This is a genomic window from Paenibacillus sp. HJGM_3 (assembly GCF_045062745.1).
GTDB lineage: Bacteria > Bacillota > Bacilli > Paenibacillales > NBRC-103111 > Paenibacillus_AA.
Genome location: NZ_JBJGED010000009.1, coordinates 113560 through 134929, shown reverse-complemented (window position 1 = coordinate 134929; position 21370 = coordinate 113560). Strand labels below are relative to the sequence as shown.

General features: G+C 58.1%; 15 protein-coding genes and 1 other annotated feature. Of the genes, 10 read left to right on the top strand and 5 right to left on the bottom strand.

Annotated elements, in window-relative coordinates; all coding sequences use genetic code 11:
- Nucleotide 1: 1 nt before the first annotated feature.
- The 6 genes from ACI5FR_RS12570 (at nucleotide 2) to ACI5FR_RS12545 (ending at nucleotide 7289) form a co-directional block, all read left to right on the top strand.
- Nucleotides 2–907, top strand: coding sequence for a carbohydrate ABC transporter permease (locus ACI5FR_RS12570; protein ID WP_405454856.1), 906 nt, complete (start codon nucleotides 2–4; stop codon nucleotides 905–907).
- Nucleotides 908–1130: 223 nt separating this feature from the next.
- Complete coding sequence (locus tag ACI5FR_RS12565) at nucleotides 1131–2219, top strand: sialidase family protein (protein WP_405454855.1); 1089 nt, start codon at nucleotides 1131–1133, stop codon at nucleotides 2217–2219.
- Between the two features lie 353 nt (nucleotides 2220–2572).
- Nucleotides 2573–3085 (top strand): P-loop nucleotide/nucleoside kinase family protein, encoded by a 513-nt coding sequence (locus ACI5FR_RS12560; protein WP_405454854.1) that lies wholly within the window; start codon nucleotides 2573–2575, stop codon nucleotides 3083–3085.
- Between the two features lie 26 nt (nucleotides 3086–3111).
- Nucleotides 3112–3846, top strand: coding sequence for a WecB/TagA/CpsF family glycosyltransferase (locus ACI5FR_RS12555; protein ID WP_405454853.1), 735 nt, complete (start codon nucleotides 3112–3114; stop codon nucleotides 3844–3846).
- Nucleotides 3847–3862: 16 nt separating this feature from the next.
- Nucleotides 3863–4477, top strand: coding sequence for a transglutaminase-like domain-containing protein (locus ACI5FR_RS12550; protein ID WP_405454852.1), 615 nt, complete (start codon nucleotides 3863–3865; stop codon nucleotides 4475–4477).
- 484 nt (nucleotides 4478–4961) lie between these two features.
- A complete protein-coding gene (locus tag ACI5FR_RS12545) occupies nucleotides 4962–7289 on the top strand; it encodes a helix-turn-helix domain-containing protein (RefSeq protein WP_405454851.1) in 2328 nt (775 codons plus the stop codon).
- 18 nt (nucleotides 7290–7307) lie between these two features.
- On the opposite strand, the gene ACI5FR_RS12540 is transcribed toward ACI5FR_RS12545, so the two are convergent.
- The 3 genes from ACI5FR_RS12540 to ACI5FR_RS12530 form a co-directional block, all read right to left on the bottom strand.
- A complete protein-coding gene (locus tag ACI5FR_RS12540; protein ID WP_405454850.1) occupies nucleotides 7308–8936 on the bottom strand; it encodes an extracellular solute-binding protein in 1629 nt (542 codons plus the stop codon).
- Nucleotides 8937–8966: 30 nt separating this feature from the next.
- Entirely contained in the window at nucleotides 8967–9857 is an 891-nt protein-coding gene (locus ACI5FR_RS12535; RefSeq protein ID WP_405454849.1) for a carbohydrate ABC transporter permease, read from the bottom strand.
- A gap of 105 nt (nucleotides 9858–9962) precedes the next feature.
- Nucleotides 9963–10925, bottom strand: a complete 963-nt coding sequence (locus tag ACI5FR_RS12530; RefSeq protein ID WP_405454848.1) for an ABC transporter permease — start codon at nucleotides 10923–10925, stop codon at nucleotides 9963–9965.
- 371 nt (nucleotides 10926–11296) lie between these two features.
- On the opposite strand from ACI5FR_RS12530, the gene ACI5FR_RS12525 reads away from it, so the two are divergent.
- The gene (locus tag ACI5FR_RS12525; RefSeq protein ID WP_405454847.1) at nucleotides 11297–14881 is read left to right on the top strand and encodes a fibronectin type III domain-containing protein; all 3585 of its coding nucleotides are present in this window, start codon (nucleotides 11297–11299) and stop codon (nucleotides 14879–14881) included.
- 272 nt (nucleotides 14882–15153) lie between these two features.
- Here ACI5FR_RS12525 and metG read toward each other — a convergent pair whose 3' ends face one another.
- Nucleotides 15154–16806, bottom strand: a complete 1653-nt coding sequence (gene metG / locus ACI5FR_RS12520; RefSeq protein ID WP_405454846.1) for a methionine--tRNA ligase — start codon at nucleotides 16804–16806, stop codon at nucleotides 15154–15156.
- 51 nt (nucleotides 16807–16857) lie between these two features.
- Nucleotides 16858–17141 (bottom strand) — a binding site (T-box leader).
- 167 nt (nucleotides 17142–17308) lie between these two features.
- Here metG and mqnC point away from each other — a divergent pair.
- Nucleotides 17309–18448 carry a cyclic dehypoxanthinyl futalosine synthase gene (gene mqnC, locus ACI5FR_RS12515; protein ID WP_405454845.1) on the top strand — a complete coding sequence of 380 codons (1140 nt, stop codon included), beginning with the start codon at nucleotides 17309–17311 and terminating at the stop codon, nucleotides 18446–18448.
- Between the two features lie 360 nt (nucleotides 18449–18808).
- On the opposite strand, the gene ACI5FR_RS12510 is transcribed toward mqnC, so the two are convergent.
- Complete coding sequence (locus ACI5FR_RS12510; protein WP_405454844.1) at nucleotides 18809–19258, bottom strand: hypothetical protein; 450 nt, start codon at nucleotides 19256–19258, stop codon at nucleotides 18809–18811.
- A 72-nt stretch (nucleotides 19259–19330) separates the two neighbouring features.
- Between ACI5FR_RS12510 and ACI5FR_RS12505 the strand changes: the two genes are divergently transcribed.
- A complete protein-coding gene (locus ACI5FR_RS12505; RefSeq protein WP_405454843.1) occupies nucleotides 19331–20134 on the top strand; it encodes a phosphotransferase family protein in 804 nt (267 codons plus the stop codon).
- 14 nt (nucleotides 20135–20148) lie between these two features.
- Nucleotides 20149–21075 (top strand): MORN repeat-containing protein, encoded by a 927-nt coding sequence (locus tag ACI5FR_RS12500; protein WP_405454842.1) that lies wholly within the window; start codon nucleotides 20149–20151, stop codon nucleotides 21073–21075.
- Nucleotides 21076–21370: the final 295 nt, after the last annotated feature.

Here is a 21370-nt window from a genome sequence, read left to right as displayed (position 1 = left end):
GATGGCTGCCGTGCACAAAATCCGGTCCCGCATGAGCGGAGGCGAGATGACATTCCAGCTGTTCAATTACACGCTGCTCACGCTGCTGTCTCTGTCGTTCATCGCGCCCTTCCTGGCGATCGTGTCGACTTCGTTCGTGGGAGAGAACGAACTGATCCGCCGGGGGAACTTCATCCTGATCCCCGAACAGCTCGATTTCACCGCCTATCGCGTGCTGCTGTCGGAAGGGTCGCTGTTGTACCACGCCTATGGCATCACCGTTCTGCGGGTGGTCGTGGGGACCGCGCTGAACCTGCTTTTCACCGCTATGCTGGCGTATGGCCTATCGCGTAGAGATTTGCCCGGGCGCAATACGCTCATCACGCTCGTGTTCATCACGATGCTGTTCGGCGGCGGGCTTATCCCGACGTACTTGTTGCTGAAGTACATGCATCTGATCAATACGTTCTGGGTGATGATCATCCCAAGCTTGATTAGTGCCTGGAACTTGCTGATCATGAAAAACTTTTTTGGCCAAATCCCGGAAAGCCTGATCGAGTCCGCCACGATTGACGGAGCCCGGCCGCTCACGATCTTGGCCCGCATCGTATTCCCGCTCAGTCTGCCGACCTTCGCGACGATCGGCTTGTTCTACGCGGTCGGCCACTGGAACGCCTGGTTCGACGCCACGATCTACATCAACGACTCCAAGCTGATGCCGGTGCAGGTGCTGCTCCGCCGTATCGTACTCTCGTTCTCGAGTCAGGATCTGGATGCGGAGATGTTGAACGGGGTGGCTCACAAGCCGACGGCTCAGAGCCTGCGGGGGGCGATGATCGTCGTCACGACGCTGCCGATTTTGTGTGTGTACCCTTTTTTGCAGAAGCATTTTGTTAAGGGTGTGTTGACGGGCTCGCTCAAAGGTTAAAAGAAGCGTCATTCTAATCACTACGGGCAAGGGATGGTACTCCACCGCTGTTGAAATCAAGTTGATTTAATCAGAATTGATAATGTTTCAACTTGATTTCAAAGGCGGCCGTAAACTTTCCGTACCATTCCCTTGCCCACCGCTCTTCGAATGAATCGGGTCAAAACCTTTAACTCGCCCGTCTGTGGGGGAGGAGTAGAAAAGAAGGAGAGGGAGAAGAAACATGGAGCAAAAGGGAAAGATCGTGCTGGATTTACCCCCGGTGGAAGGGAATCCGAGGAATAGCGAGGGCGCGTTCTTCGAGCTGCGGGACGGGCGGACGATGTTTGCGTACAGCCGTTTCATCGGAGATTCGGCCCACGATGATGCCAAGGCGTGTATTGCGGTCCGCTATTCGTCCGATGGAGGGGAGACGTGGTCCGATGATACGATTGTCGCCCGGCCGGAGGATCACGATGCGATCAATATTATGAGCGTCTCGCTGCTGCGGTTGAATAACGGCGATCTCGGTCTGTTCTACTTGATCCGCTACGGCTGGCACGATATGCGGCTGCATCTGCGCCGGTCGGCTGACGAAGGGAATACATGGGGGGACCCGGTCTGCTGCGTCCCGGGCATGGGATACTATGTGACGAACAACGACCGGGTGATCCGGCTGTCCTCGGGACGCCTGCTGATCCCGGCCGGGCTGCACCGGATGAAGACGAGCAGCAAGACGGAGTGGGGCTCGTTCGACGGGCGGGCGATTACGTTCTTCTTCTACTCGGATGATGACGGTGTCACTTGGCGAGAGGCGCGTAATTTCCTCACCATCGGCGCCCCGAACTCGAAGAGCGACATGCAAGAGCCAGGCGTGATCGAGCTGCGTAGCGGCGCATTGTGGGGGTGGGCACGCACCGACCTCGGCTTCCAGTACGAGACGTTTTCGCATGACGGCGGAGAGTCGTGGAGTGCGCCGATGCCTTCCGCGTTCACCTCGCCTTGCTCGCCCCTTTCGATGAAGCGGCTGCCGGAGAGCGGCGACTTGTTCGCGGTGTGGAACCCGATCCCCGCCTACAATACCCGCCGGTTAGAGAAGCACAGCTGGGGGCGCACGCCGCTTATCGGGGCGATCAGCCGCGACGAAGGTCGGACCTGGAGCGGCCACTTCGCCGTCGAGCGCGAGGAGGACGGCAACGGCTGCTGCTACACCGCGATCCACGCGACCCGCGACTATGTGCTGCTCGCGTATTGTGCGGGGGAGGCGGAGGACGGCATCTGCCTCGCAAGGCTGAAGGTGCGGAAGATACCTATTAGCGAGATCTATGCATAATCCGGATCTAGGCGAACCCGGCTGCCTCTTGGCAGTCGGGTTTGTGTATGCTACTCTCTTTTTAACATAGAGGGATTAGTCATGGGTAGGGGGCACATTGCATGTTAGAGAGTTACCTCAATAAACAAGTATCCTCGGTGAATTTGAACCAATAGAAACATACGAAGGAAAAGTAATCGCCGTTGTAAAGAGAAAAAATGACTTCGAAGACAAGCTTGTTGTTTCCAATAAGTATTATTCAATTGAACAAATAAGTGCACTCATTGAATTCCAAGAACGGTTTTTTGATACCGAGATCATCACTTTGACATAAGGAAAAACCCACATAACCTAACTGAAAGGAAGGCTCGATTATGGCTGAGGTTATCCTGCTGAGGGGACGCCCGGGTGTGGGCAAAACGACGGTTTCCAACGGCCTGCAAGCCTGTCTTCATGTCCCGATCATTCGCAAGGACGACATTTACGACGCGGTAGCGGGCTACAACGATAGTCATGAGCTGCGGAATCGAATGTCGTACGACATTTTATACAACATGCTGGAAACGAACCGGCTGCTCCACGGCCGAGTCATCTTGGACTTCCCGTTCAATCGCGCTGAGGATATGAGGCGGTTCGATGAGTGGGTAAGGGAGCAGGGCATATCGCTGAGGTCGATTCTGTGCGTGTGCTCGGACGAAAGGATCTGGGCCGAGCGATTCGAAGCGCGAAAGCTCGCTCCCCGGCCCAATCAGCTGATTACCGATTTCGAGGAGCTGAAACGGCATTACGGGGATCTGAGCATCGATCCGGTAGAAGGGGAGTTGATCGTGGATACGGTCGAAAACATCGGCGCGATCCTGGAACGAATCTTGGACTATTTGAACTGATACATAAAGAGGTGGGGTGGGTCACAATGGATACGCATGTCAACATTTTGGGCATTCCGGTGCCGAAGCTCACGATGGACCGCTCGATCGAACGGGTCGAGCAAATGATCGAACAGGACGGTCAGGAGCTGTGCCACGTCATTACGCTGAATCCGGAAATTGCGATGGCTTGCCAGCATGATGCATCGCTCCGGACGATTGTCGATGAGGCGGGCTTACTGACGGCCGACGGGATCGGCATCGTCATGGTGTCTCGGCTGCGCGGAACGCCTCTGCCCGAGCGCGTCACCGGGTGCGATATGCTGTACCGGCTGCTCGAGCGGGGCAATGAGAAGGGCTGGTCCTTCTACCTGCTGGGAGCGAACGAAACGACCAGCGCACTGGCCGCGGACGTGATCCGGCGGGATTACCCGAACGTCTCGATCCTTGGGCGGCACCACGGGTTCTTCAAGCAAGAGGAAGAAGGTGAGCTCGTCGAAGAGATCAGGGTTCTAAAGCCGGATGTACTGGTAGTAGCGCTAGGGGCCCCTTATGCGGAACGGTGGATTCACAAGTACAAGGGGGTCCTGCACGCCAAGATCGCCATCGGTGTCGGCGGCAGCCTCGATGTGGTAGCGGGGACGGTCCCGAGGGCGCCCATGGTCTGGCGGAAGCTGAACATCGAATGGCTGTTCCGGCTGCTGAACCAGCCTTCGCGTTGGCGGCGGCAGCTGCTGCTGCCCCGGTTTGCCTGGAAGGCTTTAGTGTACCGAGACAAGTAGAGGGGAGTGATGGGCAGTGAATCTGCGGCTTGCATCCGAGAATCATGCGGATTATTTGCTTGAGAGCGAGGATGTGAACTACTCGCATCCGTCGATCGGCGCCATAGCCGATGTGCTTCGCAAGCAGGCGCCGGACGAACTGGCTTATGTCCAAGCGGCCTTTGAATTCGTGCGCGATCAAGTGTCGCACTCGTGGGATATCCAGAGCCCGCGGGTCACCCGGATCGCCTCGGATGTACTGGCGGCGCGGGAAGGGATTTGCTACGCCAAGTCCAATCTGCTTTGCGCGCTGCTGCGGCGGGAAGGCGTTCCGGCCGGTTTTTGCTACCAGCGATTGACGCTGGGCGACACGCCGGACACGGGCTACGTCATCCATGCGCTTAATGCGGTGTACCTCCGCTCGCTCGACCGATGGGTGCGGCTGGACGCGCGGGGCAACAAAGACGGTGTAGACGCACAATTTTCCACGGACACCGAGCGTTTGGCATTTCCCATTCGAAGCCACTACGACGAGGTCGACTATCCGACGATTTATACGCATCCCCATCCGGCGACGATGGAGGCGCTTGTCCAAGCGTCGAATTGCCTGGAGATGTACTTGCACGGTTTGCCGAGTACGTTGGATGAGTAGGGGAAGTTGCGGAAAGCGTGTTGTAAGGCAAAGCTTACAATTAAGCTGGGTAACCTTACAAGTTTGTACGTCCATTGTGCCATTTCTGCCGGTTTGTAAGGCAAAGCTTCGTTAATAGTGAATGTCACCCTCCTTAATAGTTAAGTTTAACTTACTAGGACGGCGAAATGTACGATTTCGGTCCAATAATTGTAAGGCAGGTTAGCTTAATAGTTAACTTTGCCTAACAAGACCCGGCTTCTGTTGCCGCCAGCACGGATGCAGCCATCGCAGATACCGCCTGCGCCACCCACCAGCCCACGCCAGCCACTGGCCCACCTACCTGCACACAGGCGGCCAGCCCACATTCCCGTCCGCACCGCCTGAAAGGCCGATAAATCGTGTTACTGGCCGGGAGGCGGGGCGGATGGCCCGAGCGAAACCCTTGACAAGCCCGCACCGATAAATTAGCATGGGAGCAACTTACAACACTGAGGTGGTTCGGATGCGGTTGCCCGGGAAGCCCAATAAAAGCAACATTTTCAAGCGCTTTCTGGTCTCGTTCCTGCTCATGCTGATCATCCCGATCGGGCTGTCGAGCTTCACATACTACGAAGCGGTCAACATCGTGGAGACGCAATCCCGAGAGGCCAAGCTGTCCGTGCTGGAGCAAACCCGCGATATGCTCGACAAGCAGTGGAACGACATGGACGAAGCCTCGATCCAGCTCTCCTTCGATTCCCGGCTGATCGGGCTCTATAACGTGCAGGCGCCGCTCGACAACTCGCCGGTGCTGTTCGACGTCTGGAACTATTACAAGGACTTTCGTTCCTTGGCCTTGACTGGAAGCGCATTCACTAACACGGTGTTCATCGCGCTGAAGAACAGCGATCTAGTCTTCTCCAAGGTCCAGACGACCGATTCGACGCGCGAGTTTTATAACGACGTGTTCCACTACGACCGGATGTCGTACGAGGAATGGCATGCCCTCCTGTTCGACAAGTCGCATCTCCGCGAGGTGCTCCCGTCCCGCCCAGCCCGCATCAACGGGGTCGACACATCGGTGATCACCTACATGACTTCGCTGCCGTTAGGTGCCAATCAGGAGAGTCAAGCTGTGGTCGTATTCGCGATCGAAGACAAGGACATTCTGAAGCTCGCGGGCATCGACGGAGAGAACGGCCATACATTCTCGATCCTGGACGATAAAGGGACCGTGCTCACCGGCGACGCGAACGTACCCATCCCGGCGGCGATCCGCAGCGCGACAGACCGGCACGGCTACATGCATGCGCAAATCGCGGGAGAGGACCACCTCTTCGTCTATACCCGGTCGGGCAACAACAACTGGACCTACGTCGCCTCCGTGCCGATCGAGCAAGTGATGGGCAATGTCTACTACATCCGGACGATCGCCCTGTCCGTCGCCGCCGGCACGCTCGTCGTCGGCACGGTGATCTCGCTATGGATGGCGTACCGGCACTCCAAGCCGTGGAAGGAAATCGTCTCCGTACTAAGAACGTTCTGGGGCAACGACCAAGGCGGCAAACCGGAGCTGGCAGGGCTTCCGGACAAGCCGAACGAGGTCGATTACCTCCAGAAGAGCATCGCGCGGCTGATCGACAACAACCAGTCGATGCAGCAGGCGCTGCAGCGGCAGGCGGACACGCTGAAGACCGTGTTCATCGAGCGGCTGTTCAAGGGCGAGTTCGAGGACCGCGCCCAGATGCAGGCCATGCTCGCCCACGTCGGGCTCGAGCTGCGGGGGAGCGGCTTCGCCATCGCCGTGCTGCACATCTACAAGCACAATGCAGCGCTCAACCCCGAGAGCCTGGAGGAGCAGAGCATCCTCCGGGCGCTGATGGAGGGAGTCGTCCGCGAGCACCTGCAGGGGAACGGCTATCTTCATACAATGCATGAGAACGAGCTCGCCATCCTCATCCGGTCGGACCTCGCGGACAAGCCGGCGTTCGCCGCCGCCCTTGAAGCGCTCTTCCATCGGATCAGTGAGCAAATTCGGGAGCGGTACGTCATCGCGCCGATGATCGGCGTCGGGGAGATCTACGACGAGCTGTTCGACGTGCACTATTCGTTCCAGGAAGCGAAGCAGGCCGTGACCGACAGCCAGGCGGTGGGCGGGGACGAACCGGCCGTGGTATGGTACGCGCACATGAAGAAGCGGCATACCGGCTACTATTACCCGACGGAGGTGGAGATCCGCCTCATGAACGTGGTCAAGGCGGGCAACGCCGCCGAACTCGAGCATATCCTGCAGCATCTGCATCACGAGAACTTCGTGGTCCGGTCGCTCTCCACCGTCACGAAGCAGCACTTGCTGGCCGATCTCCAGGCGACGGAGCGCAAGCTGAAGGACGAGCTCGGCCGCCAGCTGCCCGAAGAAGCGGCTGAGCATGGGCCGATACTTGCATTCATCGGTCTCGACCAAGACTTGCACGACGTGTTCCTGCCCTTCCTCCAGCTCTGCCGGTCGATCGAGAGGAACAAGAAAAGCCGCAATACGCGGCTTATGGACAAGATCGTGGGGTACATCGACGAGCATTTTCAGGATGCTAACCTCAGCCTGTATGCGATCGCGTCCCACTTCAATTTGTCGGAATCCTACTTGTCCCAGTTTTTCAAAGAGCAGTCCGGCGAGACGTTCAGCTCATATCTGGAGAAGCTCCGCATCTCGCTCGCGTGCCGGCTGATCGCCGAGGACACGCTGTCCATTGACAGCATCGCGGCGCAGGCCGGGTACAACAGCACGCACTCCTTCCGCCGGGCGTTCAAAAGGACGATGGGGGTATCCCCATCGTCCTACAAGCAGCTGTAGCGCCTACGCGCTGCAGCTTTACTTCGCTTTGTTGTACGCGTCGGTCCGCAGCTTCACGACTTCCGGCAGCCCGGCTTTGTTCGCCGCGTCCATGAACTTCTTCCAGTCCGAATCGTTGGTCGGGTCGAGCGCCCCGGTGATGAATTTCAGCCAATATTCGTCCCGAACGCCGTTCAGGTTCGTCTCCAGCCCGACGAGCTTCTTGCGGTCCGCTTCGTTGAACTGGAAGATCGGCTCGATCGGCCCGTAGTAGTTCGGCTTGCTCGGGATGACCTTGCTCATGTCCAGCTTCGCCTTATTGAACGTTTCGTCGAACGCCTTGTGCAGCGTCATGAAGCCGCCCAGCCCAATCAGCCCGATGTTGATGCCGTAGGTCGGCAGCTTGTCGCCTTGGGCGTTGATCGGTGTGCTCATCGTCGGCAGGTAGGTCGGGAAGCCGTCCTTTTTCTCGTACGTTACCCCTTCCTTGCCGTACGTATACCACAGTTGGCCTTCCTCAGACGCCGCCCAGTTCAAGTAATCCAACAGGCGGTCGACCTTCTCTTGACTCGTGCCTTTCTTGATCGCCGGTCCCCAGAACGAATAATACGCTTCCTTCTTGTAGATCGTCTTCTGCGGATTGTTCGACGGATGGTCGTAGTTGTCGACCCAGGCCCAGTTGACGTCCGGCGCGGCCGCTTTTTGCAGCCCGTTGTTGTAGGTAGGCTCGGTGATCGTCTGCATGACGACGTTGTTGCCCTGGGCGATCAGCTTATTCGTCTGGTCGGCCGTGGCGGTGGCGAAATCTTTCATCATCAAGCCGTTTTTGTACATTTTGTTCAAAAACACCAGCATCTCGCGGCTCTCGTCGGTAGCGAGCGGGTACGCGTGGAATTCTTTCGTGACCGGATCGACGTAGGCGTTCCAGTTCAGCAAGAGATCGGGGAAGCCGAACATCTGGAAAAACGTGCTGACCGCCCACAGCGGACTCGAGGCGTTGCCCGGCGACACGAACGGGATCAGCCCGGTCTTGTCCTTGATCGTCTTGAGCGCGGCGAGCATCTCGTCCGGCGTCTTCGGGAATTTCAAACCGTATTTGTCGAACAGATCCTTACGGTACTGCCACGCCGTCTGAACGGGAATCGTCCGCTTGGAAGGCAGGAAGTACAGCTTGCCGTCGGAGAAGCGGGTCGACTTGTACACCGTGTCCCATTCTTCGTCGGTCCAGATTTTCAGGTAATTAGGCAGCTTCGTCTTGATCTCGTCCAGCTCGAAAGGGCGGAGGAAGCCGGAAGACATCCACTCCACCGATTTCCACTGGTCGCGGGAGTAAGGGATGAACTCGGGACCGTCTCCCGTGGAGAGCAAGAGCGTCGTCTTGGTCGGCCAATCGTTGCGGCTGTAGTCCTCCGCCTTGAACACGAGATTGAACTTCTCCTTCAGCATCTTCGCTTCCAAATCTTCCTTTACGTTCGTAGCGTCCAGAATGGCCCGGGACACCGTAATCGTCAATTCCTTGTCGTATTTGCCGCTCGTCTTCGTGCCGGCTGAGGCTGTAGGCGTGGAGGACGGAGACGGCGAGGCCGGATCGGCGCTGTCCGAGCACCCGACTACAAGGGTGGCAGGCAGGACGATGGACATCAAGAGTGCAAACGGTTTTTTGAACACTGGGACTCCCCCATTTCTAATGTGAAGGCATCAGCCCTTTAACGAACCGATCATGACGCCTTTGACAAAATATTTCTGAATAAACGGATACAAAATCATCATCGGCCCGATGGAGACGAAGAGCGTCGCGTACTTGACGGAGGTGACGTCCGTGGAAGCCATCTCGCTGGCGGACGCCTCCCCGGCCCGGATCGACTGCATGAGCAGCTCCGAGCGAATGATGATCTGGCGCAGCACCATCTGCAGCGGATACTTGTCCTGGTCCTTCAGATAGAGCAGCGAGGAGAACCAAGCGTTCCAGTAATTCACCGCGTAGAACAGCCCGATCGTGACCAGCGCGGCCATCGACAAGGGCAAGGTGATGCGGAGGAAGATGACCAGATCGTTAGCCCCGTCCAAGTAAGCGGATTCATTCAGCTCCTCGGGAATGGCTTGAAAATAGGATCGCATGATGATGAGGTAATACGTCGACACCGCCGTGGGCAGAACGATCGCCCAGATCGAATTGTACAGGCCCAAGTTTTTCACAAGCAAGAAATTCGCGATCATGCCGCCGTTGAAATACATCGTGATCAGCACGAACACCATGTAGAAGCCTCGCAGCGTCAAGCGCTTGCGGGAGATCGCATAAGCGAGCGAAGTCGTCAGCACCATGCTGATCGCCGTGCCGAGCATCGTATACACCACAGAGTTCAGAAAGGAGCGGGCTACGGTTTTCGCTTCCCAGATAAGACGGTATGCCTTCAGTGTAACATCTACCGGGAAGATCGACACCTGGCCCAGATTATAAGCCGTCGGGCTGCTGAGTGAGGCGGACAGCACGTATAGCACAGGATATATCGTAGCAATCAGCACCAGAATCATCACTGCGTGCACGACGACGTCCAGCAGCTTCGACGATAGCGAGCGGTCTCGGATCATGGGGGCACCTCCTTTCGTCAAAGACTTTGGTGGGTTAAAGATTTTGGGTCCCCGCCAAAGTACTCGGAATGCGCATCGAAGCAATACGTCACTTTGGTGGGCTGTTTAGAACAAGCTGTTGTCGGTCGTCTTCTTGACGATCCAGTTCGCGGTCAGCAGCAGGAAAATGTTAATAAGCGAGTTGAAAAAGCCGACAGCCGTGGCGAAGCTGTATTCGCCGAACTCCAGGCCGCGCCGGTACACGAATGTGCTGATCACATCCGACACCTCGTAGGTGACCGGCGACTGCATGAGCAGCACCTTGTCCGCGCCGAGCGACATCATCTTGCCGATCTGGAGCAGCAGCATGATCATGACGGTCGGTTGGATGGCCGGCAAGGTAATGTGCCAGATCATCTTCACCCGGCTCGCGCCGTCGAGCGAGGCGGATTCGTACATGTCCGGGTTCACGTTCGTGAGCGCCGCCAAGTAGATGATCGCGCCCCAGCCGAGCTGCGTCCAGATGTCGGACAGGATATACAGCGGCCGGAACCATTCGGACACGCCCATGAAGTTGATCGGCTCCATATGGAACACCTTCACCAGCAGCATGTTCAAGGGTCCGTCCTGCGGCGAGAGGAACATGAACAGCATCCCCACGATCGCCGGCAGCGAGATGAAGTGCGGCAGGTAGCTAACCGTCTGTACGAACCGTTTGTAGAAGCGGTTCCTCACCTCGTTCAGCAGGATGGCGAACAGGATTTGCAGCGGGAACACGAACACCAGCTCCAGGACGCTCAGCAGCAGCGTGTTGCGGATGACCCGCCAAAAGTACATATGCTGGAAAAACTTCACGAATTGGTCGACGCCGACCCATGGGCTGCCCCATACCCCATTGAGGGGTTGAAAATCTTGGAACGCGATCAGGACGCCATACATCGGGACATAATTAAAAATCAGATAGAACAGGACCCCCGGCAACGCCAATAAATGCAGATACTTCGAGCGCGCCCACCCTTTTCGGACCGCCGATCTCCAGTTGCTTCGTGCTCTCCCCCGATCGCTAACAAGGGGCGCCGCGTTGTTCATGGGTTACGTCTCCTTCCGACAGCGCCTCGTTTTCTTCCGTCCAATGCCTCTTCTCCTTCCGCTGATTATGGTAGCGCTTCACCCACATCTTACAAAGGCCCCTTCGGACGTACAAGGTACACCTCATAACGAGGGTACGATTCCTTAGAATCCAGGCACGAGAAGGGCTTTTCTAAAAAATCGTACGGTGGGCGAAGCAGATGGATCTGGTACCGCTCGATCGCGCGGGAGTATGATCAAAACCAACGGGGCGAAAAGCAAGCGTTTACAAGAACGCTCCTTCGGTGGAAAAGGAGGTGGCCGGATGGCAGACGACGCGGTTGGATGAGATGCATACGATCCAGGATGGCACAAAAAATAGGAGGAGGAACATGATGAAAAAGAAATCGATTGCTCTTCTGCTCGCCATATTGCTGGCGCTGCAGCTGTTGCCCGCGATGCCCGCCCGTGCGTCGGCGATCGGCATCAGCAACCTCACGTTGAACAACGAATGGTTCGCTCCGGTCACGTATGCCGTGTATTCCGATCTGCAGACCGGCCGGCAAGTCTACGTCAACGATCCCGCCACCACCTTTACCAACGTAGGGCCTTATGCCGGCTTGTCCTATATCCAGACCGGCGGCGGAACGGAGCATAAGAACGAGCCGACCAACCCGTTCCTTACATTCACGATCGATACGGACGCGACGATCTACGTCGCGATGCACGCGGACGACGCGTTTACCGATCCGTTCTCCGCTGACTTTTGGCTGACCCCTCAATATGGGTGGACATACACGGGGAATACGCTCGAAGCGCAGGTGAAGGACGCGAACGGCACGGTCACGGCGACGAACGTATATCGCGTCTACTCGCGTACGTACAAGGCCGGCACCGTTGCGTTGGGCGGCAACAATGCGACGGGCCATATCGGCTTCGGCCAGATGTATTCCGTCCTGGTCGGGCCGGCGGTCGGCACGCCGCTCGATCCGCCGCCGCTGCGGCCTGAAGTCGTGCCCGGCACGATTCCCGCCTTTCCCGGAGCGGAAGGGGGCGGGAAGTACGCCACCGGCGGTCGCGGTCAGGACGTCTACTATGTTACGAATCTGAACGATTCCGGGCCGGGTTCGTTGCGCGACGCGGTGAGCCAGAGCAACCGGACGATTCTGTTCCAGGTGTCGGGGACGATCGAGCTGCAATCCATGCTGTTCGTCACGGCATCCAATCTGACGATCGCCGGTCAATCCGCGCCCGGTGATGGGATTACGTTCAAGAAGCATACCGTCGTGTTCCAGGGCGATAACCTAATCGCCCGATACCTCCGATTCCGCACCGGCGACGAAGCCGGGGTGGACATGGACGGCGTTACGGGGCGGTTCCGCAAACAGCTCATGTTCGACCATATCTCGGCGAGCTGGGGGACCGACGAGTCGGCTTCGTTTTATCAGAACACCGACTTCACGATGCAGTACAGCACGATCGCCCAGACGATCGTGTTCTCGAACGTGGCGGGCAAAGGCTTCCACGGCTATGGAGGCATCTGGGGCGGCGACAACGCCACCTATTACTACAACCTGCTCGCCCACAACGACAGCCGCAACCCGCGGTTTTCCGGCAAGTCGATGGATGTGCGCAACAACGTGATCTACGACTGGGGCTACAAGAGTATGTACGGCGAGAACCAGCAAGGGAACATGGTGAACAACTATTACAAGGCCGGCCTCAGCACCCAGGACCAGGACCGGATGGCCGAGGCGGAGCTCGGGTCGAGCATCGCCCTGACCGGCAACAAGAGCGTGCACCGGGACGGCAGCTTGTCAGCCGCCAGCCACCCGAACAACTTCGCCGGCATCAAGAAAAACCCGCAGCTGTTCGTCTCGACGCCGTATGCGATGCCGAACCCTTCGCCGCAGGACAGCCCTGACGCAGCGTACAGCAAGGTGCTGGACTACGCCGGGGCCAGCCTCAAACGGGATGAGGTCGACCGCGCTATCGTGAACGACGTCATCAATGGGACGGGGACCGTCATTTATACGGCGAACAGCGTGACGGCCGAGGAGCAAGCTTTGCTGGATGAAAAGCATGCGACGAAGGTCACACTACAATGGCCCGTGCTCCACACGGGTGAGGTGCCTGCAGATACGGACGGAGATGGGATGCCGGACGTGTGGGAGCGGGAGCACGGGTTGAATCCGAACAGCCCGCTGGACGGGAAAACCGATTTCACCGGAGACGGTTATACGAACTTGGAGAAATATTTGAACGAGCTCACGATCGGCACTTTCCCGGAGGGAGTCGTACCTGCGGTGCCGAAGGTTGCCGTGAGCGGAGCGCCTAGCGGACTACGGGCGCAGGCGCTGGACCGGGATTCGATCCGGCTCGACTGGACGCCCGTAGCGGGCGCGACCGGTTACCACGTCTATCGCGCGGCCAGCTCGAACGGCGCATATACGAAGCTGACGACAACCGCGCTGACGGCTTCCGCCTTCACGAACAACGGGCTGATCGCCGCGACCGAGTATGCTTACAAGGTCACCGCAGTTACGGCCGGCGGCGAGTCGGCATTGTCGCTGCATGCGATCGCATCGACGAAGACGCCGCTGCAGCCGATCTCCGTCGATTTCAACGATGGAACCGACGGGCAGCCTTATGTCGCGCCGGCCGAGTGGCCGACGGCATGGACTGTGTCGCCGACGCCGAGCTCGGAGGACAAGAGCCTCAGCGTCGCGCCGAATGCGATCGGGACGTTCACATACGATTTCACGAATTCGGGCACGACCGCGCATCTCCGCTTAGACTATATGCGCGAGGCGAACTTCAATCTCGATAAGCTGTTGTTCTACACGGGGACGAACTTCCTGGAGTCGGTCGCCGACTCTGTGTACGGATTACGCTATCGCCTGGGCACGACGACCGAATACCGCAATCTCATTCCTGGCTTTCAATTGAACGAGTGGTATACGGTGGCGATCGATTTGGACTTCGTCGCGAATACGGTCACGTTCCGAACGGGGCCGAAGAACGGGCCTCTGACTGTGCAGGCGCAGGAGTCGTATACGGCGGCCAGTCCGAAAATCAGCGCCCTCCGCGTCTTCATCCAGCGGTCGAGCGGCAATGTCTACTTCGACAACGTCACGGGTTGGAACGGGCCGGCGGAACCGTCCGGCGTGACCGCGACCGCCCGTCGGAACGAAGTGGCGCTCAGCTGGAGCCCGGTCGCCGGAGCGGCTTCCTACACGCTCTACCGGGCGGACAGCCCGAACGGGCCGTATGGCAAGCTGGAAGTCGGTCCGATCACAGGCACATCCTTCAGGAACAAAGGCCTCCTGTCGGATACTACGTATTACTACAAGGTGAGCGCCGTCAGTGCGGAAGGCGAATCGCCGCTATCGGCCTCCTTGCAAGTGACGGTCGGCGGCCCGTCCTCGGACTTGTTCGTCGATTTCAACGACGGCACGGTAGGGCAGCCGTATTCGGCCTATCCCGATGCCTGGCCGACGCCGTGGCTGGTCGCGGCGGTCCCGGGCGGCCCGGACCTTAGCTTGAGCGTGCCTAACGGAGCAGCGGGGAACTTCGTCTACGACTTCCTTGCCGAAGGGCCGACGGCGCATTTCAAGTTTGATTACATGCGCGAGGCGAACTTCAACGGGGATAAGCTCCTGCTCTATACCGGCTCGAACTTCCTGGAGATCCAGACGGATACCGCGAATGGTCTGAAATACCGGCTGGGCACGACGAGCACCTATCGCAACCTGATCCCCGGGTTTCAGCTGAACACGTGGTATACGCTGGAGATCGATCTGGATTTCACCACGAATACCGTGACGTTCCGCTCAGGACCGAAGAACGGCACGCTCACTCAGATGGCTCAAGAGTCGTACTCGGCCGCGAGCCCGAAGATCAGCGCCTTCCGCATCTTCAACCAGCGGTCGGCGGGCAATGTGTATTTCGATAATTTCGCTGTGACGAGAAATTAGGCTGTACCGGAAGATCCCTCGCCTGCACGGAAACGTGCGGACGAGGGATTTTTTAATGGGTTTACTTATAGTGGAACGTGAATCCGTTATTTTCGGATAAAGGCTGATTTCAAGAGGCGATGGGAACCACATTCCCTTATTACACACATTCGGCGCCGACTACCCCGGATTGGAGGGGATTAAGGGAACCACGTTCCGCTCACGTTCTCGAACCCCTGCTTTTAGAACGAATAGCGGATTGCCGTTCCCCTTTAGCTCCTTTTCTATGAGGCTTACTCGCCTCCCACTGGCCCGGCGCGCAGCCGCGCGGCTTCCTCCTCGATCCGGCTGACGTCGAGCCGCTCGAACAGCGGGGCCGACGGCGCCAACGGCGTGCCGGACGAGACTTCGGCGAAGCCCCAACACGGCGCGGCGATGCCCAGATACGTGCGGATTTTCGCGCAGGCGAACGGCAGGAACGGCTCCAGCAGCTGCGCCAGATTGGCGATGATTTGCACGCAGGTGTACAAGGTATCCCGACAATGCGCAGGGTCCTCGTGCAGCTTCGCCCACGGCTGGCGCTCGTCGAAGTACTTGTTGGCGCTGCGGACGAAGGCGAAGAGACGCTCGAGCGCTTCCTTCAGCTTGCCAGCCTCGATGAGGACGCCGACCTCGGCATACAAGTCCGCGAGCGCTTGCCAGATGCGTTCGTCCGTGCGCCCCTCCGGGACTTGGCTTCCGAATGACTTCTCGAGGAACTTTAGGTTCCTGTTTACGAAGTTGCCGAACGCGCCGAGCAGCTCGCCATTGTGGCTGTAGATGAACTCGCGCCACGAGAAATCGCTGTCCCGTTTCTCCGGAGCGTTGATGAGCAGGAAGTAGCGGATTGAGTCGGGGTCGTACCGCTCCAGGAGATCGGGAAGCCAGACGGCCCAGTTGCGGCTCGTCGAGAACTTGCTGCCCTCCAGGGTGAGATACTCGCTCGAGACGATCCGGTCCGGCAGGTGCAGGCCGCCTGCGCCGAGCAGGATGCCCGGCCAAATGAGCGTATGGAACGGGATATTGTCCTTCCCGTGCACGTAGTAGGCGGTCGTATCGTCCGACCAGAACCGCTCCCACGCCTGCGGCTCGCCTCGCTCGAGCGCACACTTCCGGCTGGCGGAGTAGTAGCCGCACACGGCTTCAAACCAGACGTAGATTTTCTTCCCTTCGAAGCCTTGTACCGGCACATCGACACCCCAAGGCAAATCCCGGGTCACCGCCCGGTCCTGCAGCCCCTCGCTTAGGTACCGGCGGGTGAGCTGCAGAGCATTGTCGCGCCAGCCGCCGGCCTGAGCCGCCTGCTCGACCTCCCGCTCCAGCTGCTCTTGGAACCGGGACAGGGCGAGGAACAAATGCTCCGTCTCCCGGGTGGTCGGGTGATGGCCGCACAGCTTGCACGTCCGGTGGAGCAGGTCGAGCGGATCGAGCAGGGTAGAGCAGGCGTCGCATTGATCGCCCCGCGCCGGCTGCCCGCAATTCGGGCATTGTCCCTCGACATAGCGGTCCGGCAGGAAGCGGGTGCACGACTCGCAATAAGTTTGCTCCACGGATTTGCGGTACAGGACGCCGCGGTTCAGCAGCTCGAGGAACAGCTCTTGCACGACCGCGTGGTGATGTGGATCGTCCGTCCGCGTATACAGGTCGTAGGTAAAACCGAGCCGGCGGAACCCGTCGACGAACTCCTCGTGGTACCGGTCCGCGATCGCTTGGGGCGTTACGCCCTCCCGTTCCGCTTGAATGGCGATCGGCGTCCCGTGGCAATCGCTGCCGGACACGTACAAAACTTCTTCTCCCTTCAGCCGGTAGTACCGCGCCAGTACATCCCCCGGCAGCAAGCTCGCCACCCGGCCCAAGTGCAGCGAACCGTTGGCATAGGGCCAAGCCCCGCCAATAAAAATCGTCATTGCTCATCCCTCCGTTCATTTTTTTGGGAACAACAAAAAAGCCCTCATCCACAAAAGGACGAGAGCATTACTCACGCGGTACCACCTTCATTCGCCCACGCCTCGCGGCATGGACCTCTTCAAGTACGCCGTCAAGGCAGGGAATCCCCTCCTAGCACGGTTATACTCTAGCTCGGTAACGGGAGCGCCCGTTGCAGCCTACTGCCTGCTCGCGCAAGGTTCGGTGCACAGCTTAGAGACCATGTTCGCCGGACGGAACTTTGCTCCTTCTCACCTGCCGGAGCTCTCTGGTGAAAGACCCTGATCCCGCTACTCTTTCTCTTCGATGCTTTGTAGGATTTCCAATTACAGGCTATTATAGCCACAACGCGGCCTCTTCGCAAGAGACGCGTTACGCCAATTGTACCAATGCTGTCATATCCCGGCTCCCTGCGCTAATGACTCCGGGGGGGCGATTGTGTTACGATAGACGAATGAGACGAGATCGAGGGAGGAACCGACGATGAGTGAAGTGGACCGCATATTGGCGCGGGCGGTAGCCGGCGAGCGGCTGAGCCTGGAGGACGGGCTGGAGCTGTACGCGAGCGATCAGATCGAGAAGCTGGGGGCCGCGGCCAACCAGATCATGCTGAAATGGCATCCGGAGCCGGTGACGACGTTCGTGATCGGGCGGAATGTGAACTATACGAATATTTGCGACGTGTACTGCCGGTTTTGCGCGTTCTATCGGCCTCCGGGCTCGAAAGAAGGGTACGTGCTGCCGGACGAGGTTATTTTCCAGAAGATTCAGGAAACGATCGATGTCAGCGGGACCGAGATTCTGATGCAGGGCGGGACGAACCCCGACTTGCCGTTCAGCTACTATACGAATTTGCTCCGGGAGATCAAGAAGCGGTTCCCGGGCATTACGATGCATTCGTTCTCCCCGGCGGAGATCTGGAAGATGAAGGACGTGTCCGAAGGCCTGTCGCTAGAGGAAGTCATCCGTCAGCTGCACGAGGCCGGACTCGATTCGCTGCCGGGCGGCGGCGCCGAGATTCTGGACGACCGGACGCGCCGCAAGATCAGCCGGCAGAAGGGCTCCTGGACCGATTGGATGGAAGCGATGACGACCGCGCACAAAATCGGGATGAACACGACCGGCACGATGGTCATCGGTTTCGGCGAATCGATGGAGGAGCGCGTGCTGCACATGCTCCGCATCCGCGACGCGCAGGACGCATGCATCCGGAACGGCTATCCATCGAAGGGCTTCCTGGCGTTCATCTCCTGGACGTTCCAGCCGGACAATACGAATCTGAAGGCAGAGAAGCTCGGACCCGAGGCGTATCTGAAAACCGTCGCCATCAGCCGCCTCATGCTCGACAACATCCCGAACTTCCAGTCGTCCTGGGTGACGATGGGGCCGGAGGTCGGCAAGCAGTCGCTGCATTACGGCTGCAACGACTTCGGCAGCACGATGATCGAGGAGAACGTCGTATCGGCCGCCGGGACGACGCACAAGGTCAACATCGGCTCGACGCTGCAGCTCATCCGCGAAGCGGGCAAAATTCCGGCGCAGCGCAACACGCGCTACGAAATTCTGCGCATGTTCGACGATGAGACGGCGTCGGTGGACAAAGATTTCGTCATGCAAAATTAATCGCATACCAGCTAAAGTAGCAGCCGCAAAGCGGGCTTATGCCCTGAGCATTGCGGCTTTTTATTTTTGGCATGGGTGCTGGTGGGCTTTCTAGCATTCGTGTGATGGATGCAACTCCATTTTGCCAGCTTATAGACATGCCCGAGTGTAGCTTTTATGCCCGTAGTTCAATTTTCCCTAATTGGAAGATTGTTATGTGACAACCATCCCGCCAACTCGGCTTCTAACTCGGCAGAATCGAACTACAGCCCGGCTTGAATGAATCGGTCTGGATGTAAGTAGGCGAAATCAAACTAAAGCCATTGGGGCCAGCATGCTACAAATTAAAAGGAATCCCTACGCGCGACGACGAATGTCATGTTATTCAACCCTTACCGCAAAAGCATACATCGAGCTTCCTTGTCTCCATTCGGCTCGAATGGAGTACAAATAAGTGCCGGGTTCCGTCGGCAGAGTGTAGGAGTTCTTGTCGAGCGGCTCCTGGCCGAGCTCCTTTTGGCCCTCCCAGCGAGAAAGCATCATCTTCTTCGGCTGGCGCCCGAACAGGAGGCTGAGCTCGGTTCCAGGCGCTAGACGAGTCGCCTCGTCCGGAAGCTTGATCATGTTCGCCGGGTCGGGCGAATCGGCGATGACGTGTCGGGTAAGGTAACGCCAGCTATATGTGCCTTGCTTGACGAGCACGGACTGCTTGCCGCCTTTGATCGTAAGCATCGGGGGCCGATCGTTGCATCCGGTGAGCAGGAGGACCAGCACGCTGGTCAGGACCGCCATAAGACTGATTGCGCGTAACATTTTCATACGAATTGCCAATGGAACCGCCCCCTCTCTTGTTATTTTTTAGACGAGGGAATGACGGATCAAGTTGCGGGAGAGGAGTCCGAAATGTTAGGAGCCAAAATCGGAGAAGGCAGAGTCGCGGAAGTGTATGAGTGGGGACCGGACCGGGACCGGGTGGTGAAGCTGTACCAGCCAGGCTATCCGCTCGATTGGATTCGCTATGAAGCGAAGGTTGGAAGTGCGGTTCAAGCGGCAGGTGTTCCCGCTCCCGGCGTATTCGAGCTGGTAGAGGTGGACGAACGACAGGGATTATTGTACGAGCGAATGCCGGGGAAGATGCTGCGGGAATGGATGCTCGAGTCCCCTGATGAATGGCGAAGGTTCGCCACCGAGATGGCTGGTCTTCATTATAGCATCCACCATTGTTCGGCAGCCGGACTGCCCCGGCAAAAAGATCGTCTGGCCGGTGCGATCAAGCAGTCGGAGGAGCTGCTAAAGGAGCGGTTGAACCCCGTACTTCACTGGCTGGATGCTTTGCCCGAAGGAGATCGAGTTTGTCATGGGGACTTCCATCCGGACAATATTTTATATACTGGAGCGTCCTCGGTCGCCATAGACTGGGTAGATGCTTCGACGGGGGATCCGCTCGGCGATGTGGCGCGGACTTCGCTCATGTTTTTGTCCCCTTACGTACCTCCTGGCACGCCTGAAGGGATAACGGGAACCCTCATTCAGGAGATGAAGCAGCAGTTGAACCGTGTCTACCTGGATGAATATTACAGGTTGGCTGGTGTGGATGAGAATGATTGCAACGCTTGGCTGCTGCCTGTTGCGGCGGCGCGGCTGCGGGAGAACGTTCCCGGCGAACGGCCATGGCTGCTTGAGCTGATCGACGACCAACTTCGTTAAGAGGGGGAGTAAGGATGAGTGGTTCCATGTTTGAGTTTCTGCGCGTGGATTTTCCGGAGCTTTACCGGCAAGCCTATCAAGCCGAGCGTACGGTTGAAGTGGATCTGCGGCTCGCGTTAACCCATATGCAGCCGATGGGCCAGTGGTTCATTCAGCAAATCGCGGCTCATGAAGAAGTCGATGGCGGAGAGACCGACACCCTTAATCGGCTGGAACGTCTCCTTCGGCACGAGCTGATTCCCGCGCATCTAGGAGTAGCTTTGAAACGTTTGGAGCTGCTGGACCCAAGAGAAAGCGAGCTGGTGATGGACGCGTTACAGGTTAAGGCGTTATGGTTTGCATTGTATGACTTGGCCGGGTGGTATTACAAGACTTATGTAAATTCAGATTACGTAGCTATGCCCATGCACTTGGCGGCATCGGCGTCTGGGTCGGCCATAGCCGTTCGGGCGGGATCCGGGTCGGGGCAGCAGGCCAAGTTCGAGGTAGGCATCGAGGGGAATCAAGTTCCCGCTGAGTTCGTGGAGCAAGTCGAGAACGCCTATCGCCTCGCCGAGGCGGAAGGGGAAACCTATGAAGGACAGTTCGCAAACGGACTGAAGCATGGAATCGGGCTATATCGCTGGGCGGACGGCACCAAATACACCGGGACGTGGGTGCGGGATCAAGAGCATGGGACCGGGGAAAAGCTGTTCGCGAATGGGGACCGTTATCGGGGAGATTGGCGGGAGGGCTTGTTCCACGGGCACGGAGTCTACGAATGGCGGGACGGCAGCCGGTTCGAGGGTGCTTGGGAATCCGGCATGGAGCATGGTTACGGTGTCAAAACAAGCGCGGACGGCACCGTTCAGCGCGGCTATTGGACCTATGGAGAGTTCCGGTTTCATGAGGAGCAGTTGGGTGAAGGGGAGCCGGCCAGCATAAAGAATGGTGAGCTCTAAGGGGGGATATCCCACTTAGACTGCTCGCGAGAAGCCAGCGTCCGAATCGCGGATTGCCAGAGGGAAAACCTCCCTCACTTTGGGCTCGAGATCGCTATTTTGCCTTTACGAGGGGGAATAGCTCCCTCTCTTTAGAGCCTTTTCACAGCAATCCTCCCAAATCTCGAGTAAGAGAGGGAGGATTTCCCCCTCGGATACCGCTTTACCTCTGAAATGCGCATAAAAGGGGGAGGAATTCACCTTCACCGCCCGTGAGTCCCCTTCGTAAGCGTCTCCAGAACATCCTTCACCTTGA

Excerpts from the sequence above, each read along its gene's own strand:
- ACI5FR_RS12570 (WP_405454856.1), top strand. The coding sequence starts at position 2 with ATGGCTGCCGTGCACAAAATCCGGTCCCGCATGAGCGGAGGCGAGATG.
- ACI5FR_RS12565 (WP_405454855.1), top strand. The coding sequence starts at position 1,131 with ATGGAGCAAAAGGGAAAGATCGTGCTGGATTTACCCCCGGTGGAAGGG.
- ACI5FR_RS12560 (WP_405454854.1), top strand. The coding sequence starts at position 2,573 with ATGGCTGAGGTTATCCTGCTGAGGGGACGCCCGGGTGTGGGCAAAACG.
- ACI5FR_RS12555 (WP_405454853.1), top strand. The coding sequence starts at position 3,112 with ATGGATACGCATGTCAACATTTTGGGCATTCCGGTGCCGAAGCTCACG.
- ACI5FR_RS12545 (WP_405454851.1), top strand. The coding sequence starts at position 4,962 with ATGCGGTTGCCCGGGAAGCCCAATAAAAGCAACATTTTCAAGCGCTTT.
- ACI5FR_RS12535 (WP_405454849.1), bottom strand. The coding sequence starts at position 9,857 with ATGATCCGAGACCGCTCGCTATCGTCGAAGCTGCTGGACGTCGTCGTG.
- ACI5FR_RS12530 (WP_405454848.1), bottom strand. The coding sequence starts at position 10,925 with ATGAACAACGCGGCGCCCCTTGTTAGCGATCGGGGGAGAGCACGAAGC.
- ACI5FR_RS12525 (WP_405454847.1), top strand. The coding sequence starts at position 11,297 with ATGATGAAAAAGAAATCGATTGCTCTTCTGCTCGCCATATTGCTGGCG.
- metG (WP_405454846.1), bottom strand. The coding sequence starts at position 16,806 with ATGACGATTTTTATTGGCGGGGCTTGGCCCTATGCCAACGGTTCGCTG.
- mqnC (WP_405454845.1), top strand. The coding sequence starts at position 17,309 with ATGAGTGAAGTGGACCGCATATTGGCGCGGGCGGTAGCCGGCGAGCGG.
- ACI5FR_RS12505 (WP_405454843.1), top strand. The coding sequence starts at position 19,331 with ATGTTAGGAGCCAAAATCGGAGAAGGCAGAGTCGCGGAAGTGTATGAG.
- ACI5FR_RS12500 (WP_405454842.1), top strand. The coding sequence starts at position 20,149 with ATGAGTGGTTCCATGTTTGAGTTTCTGCGCGTGGATTTTCCGGAGCTT.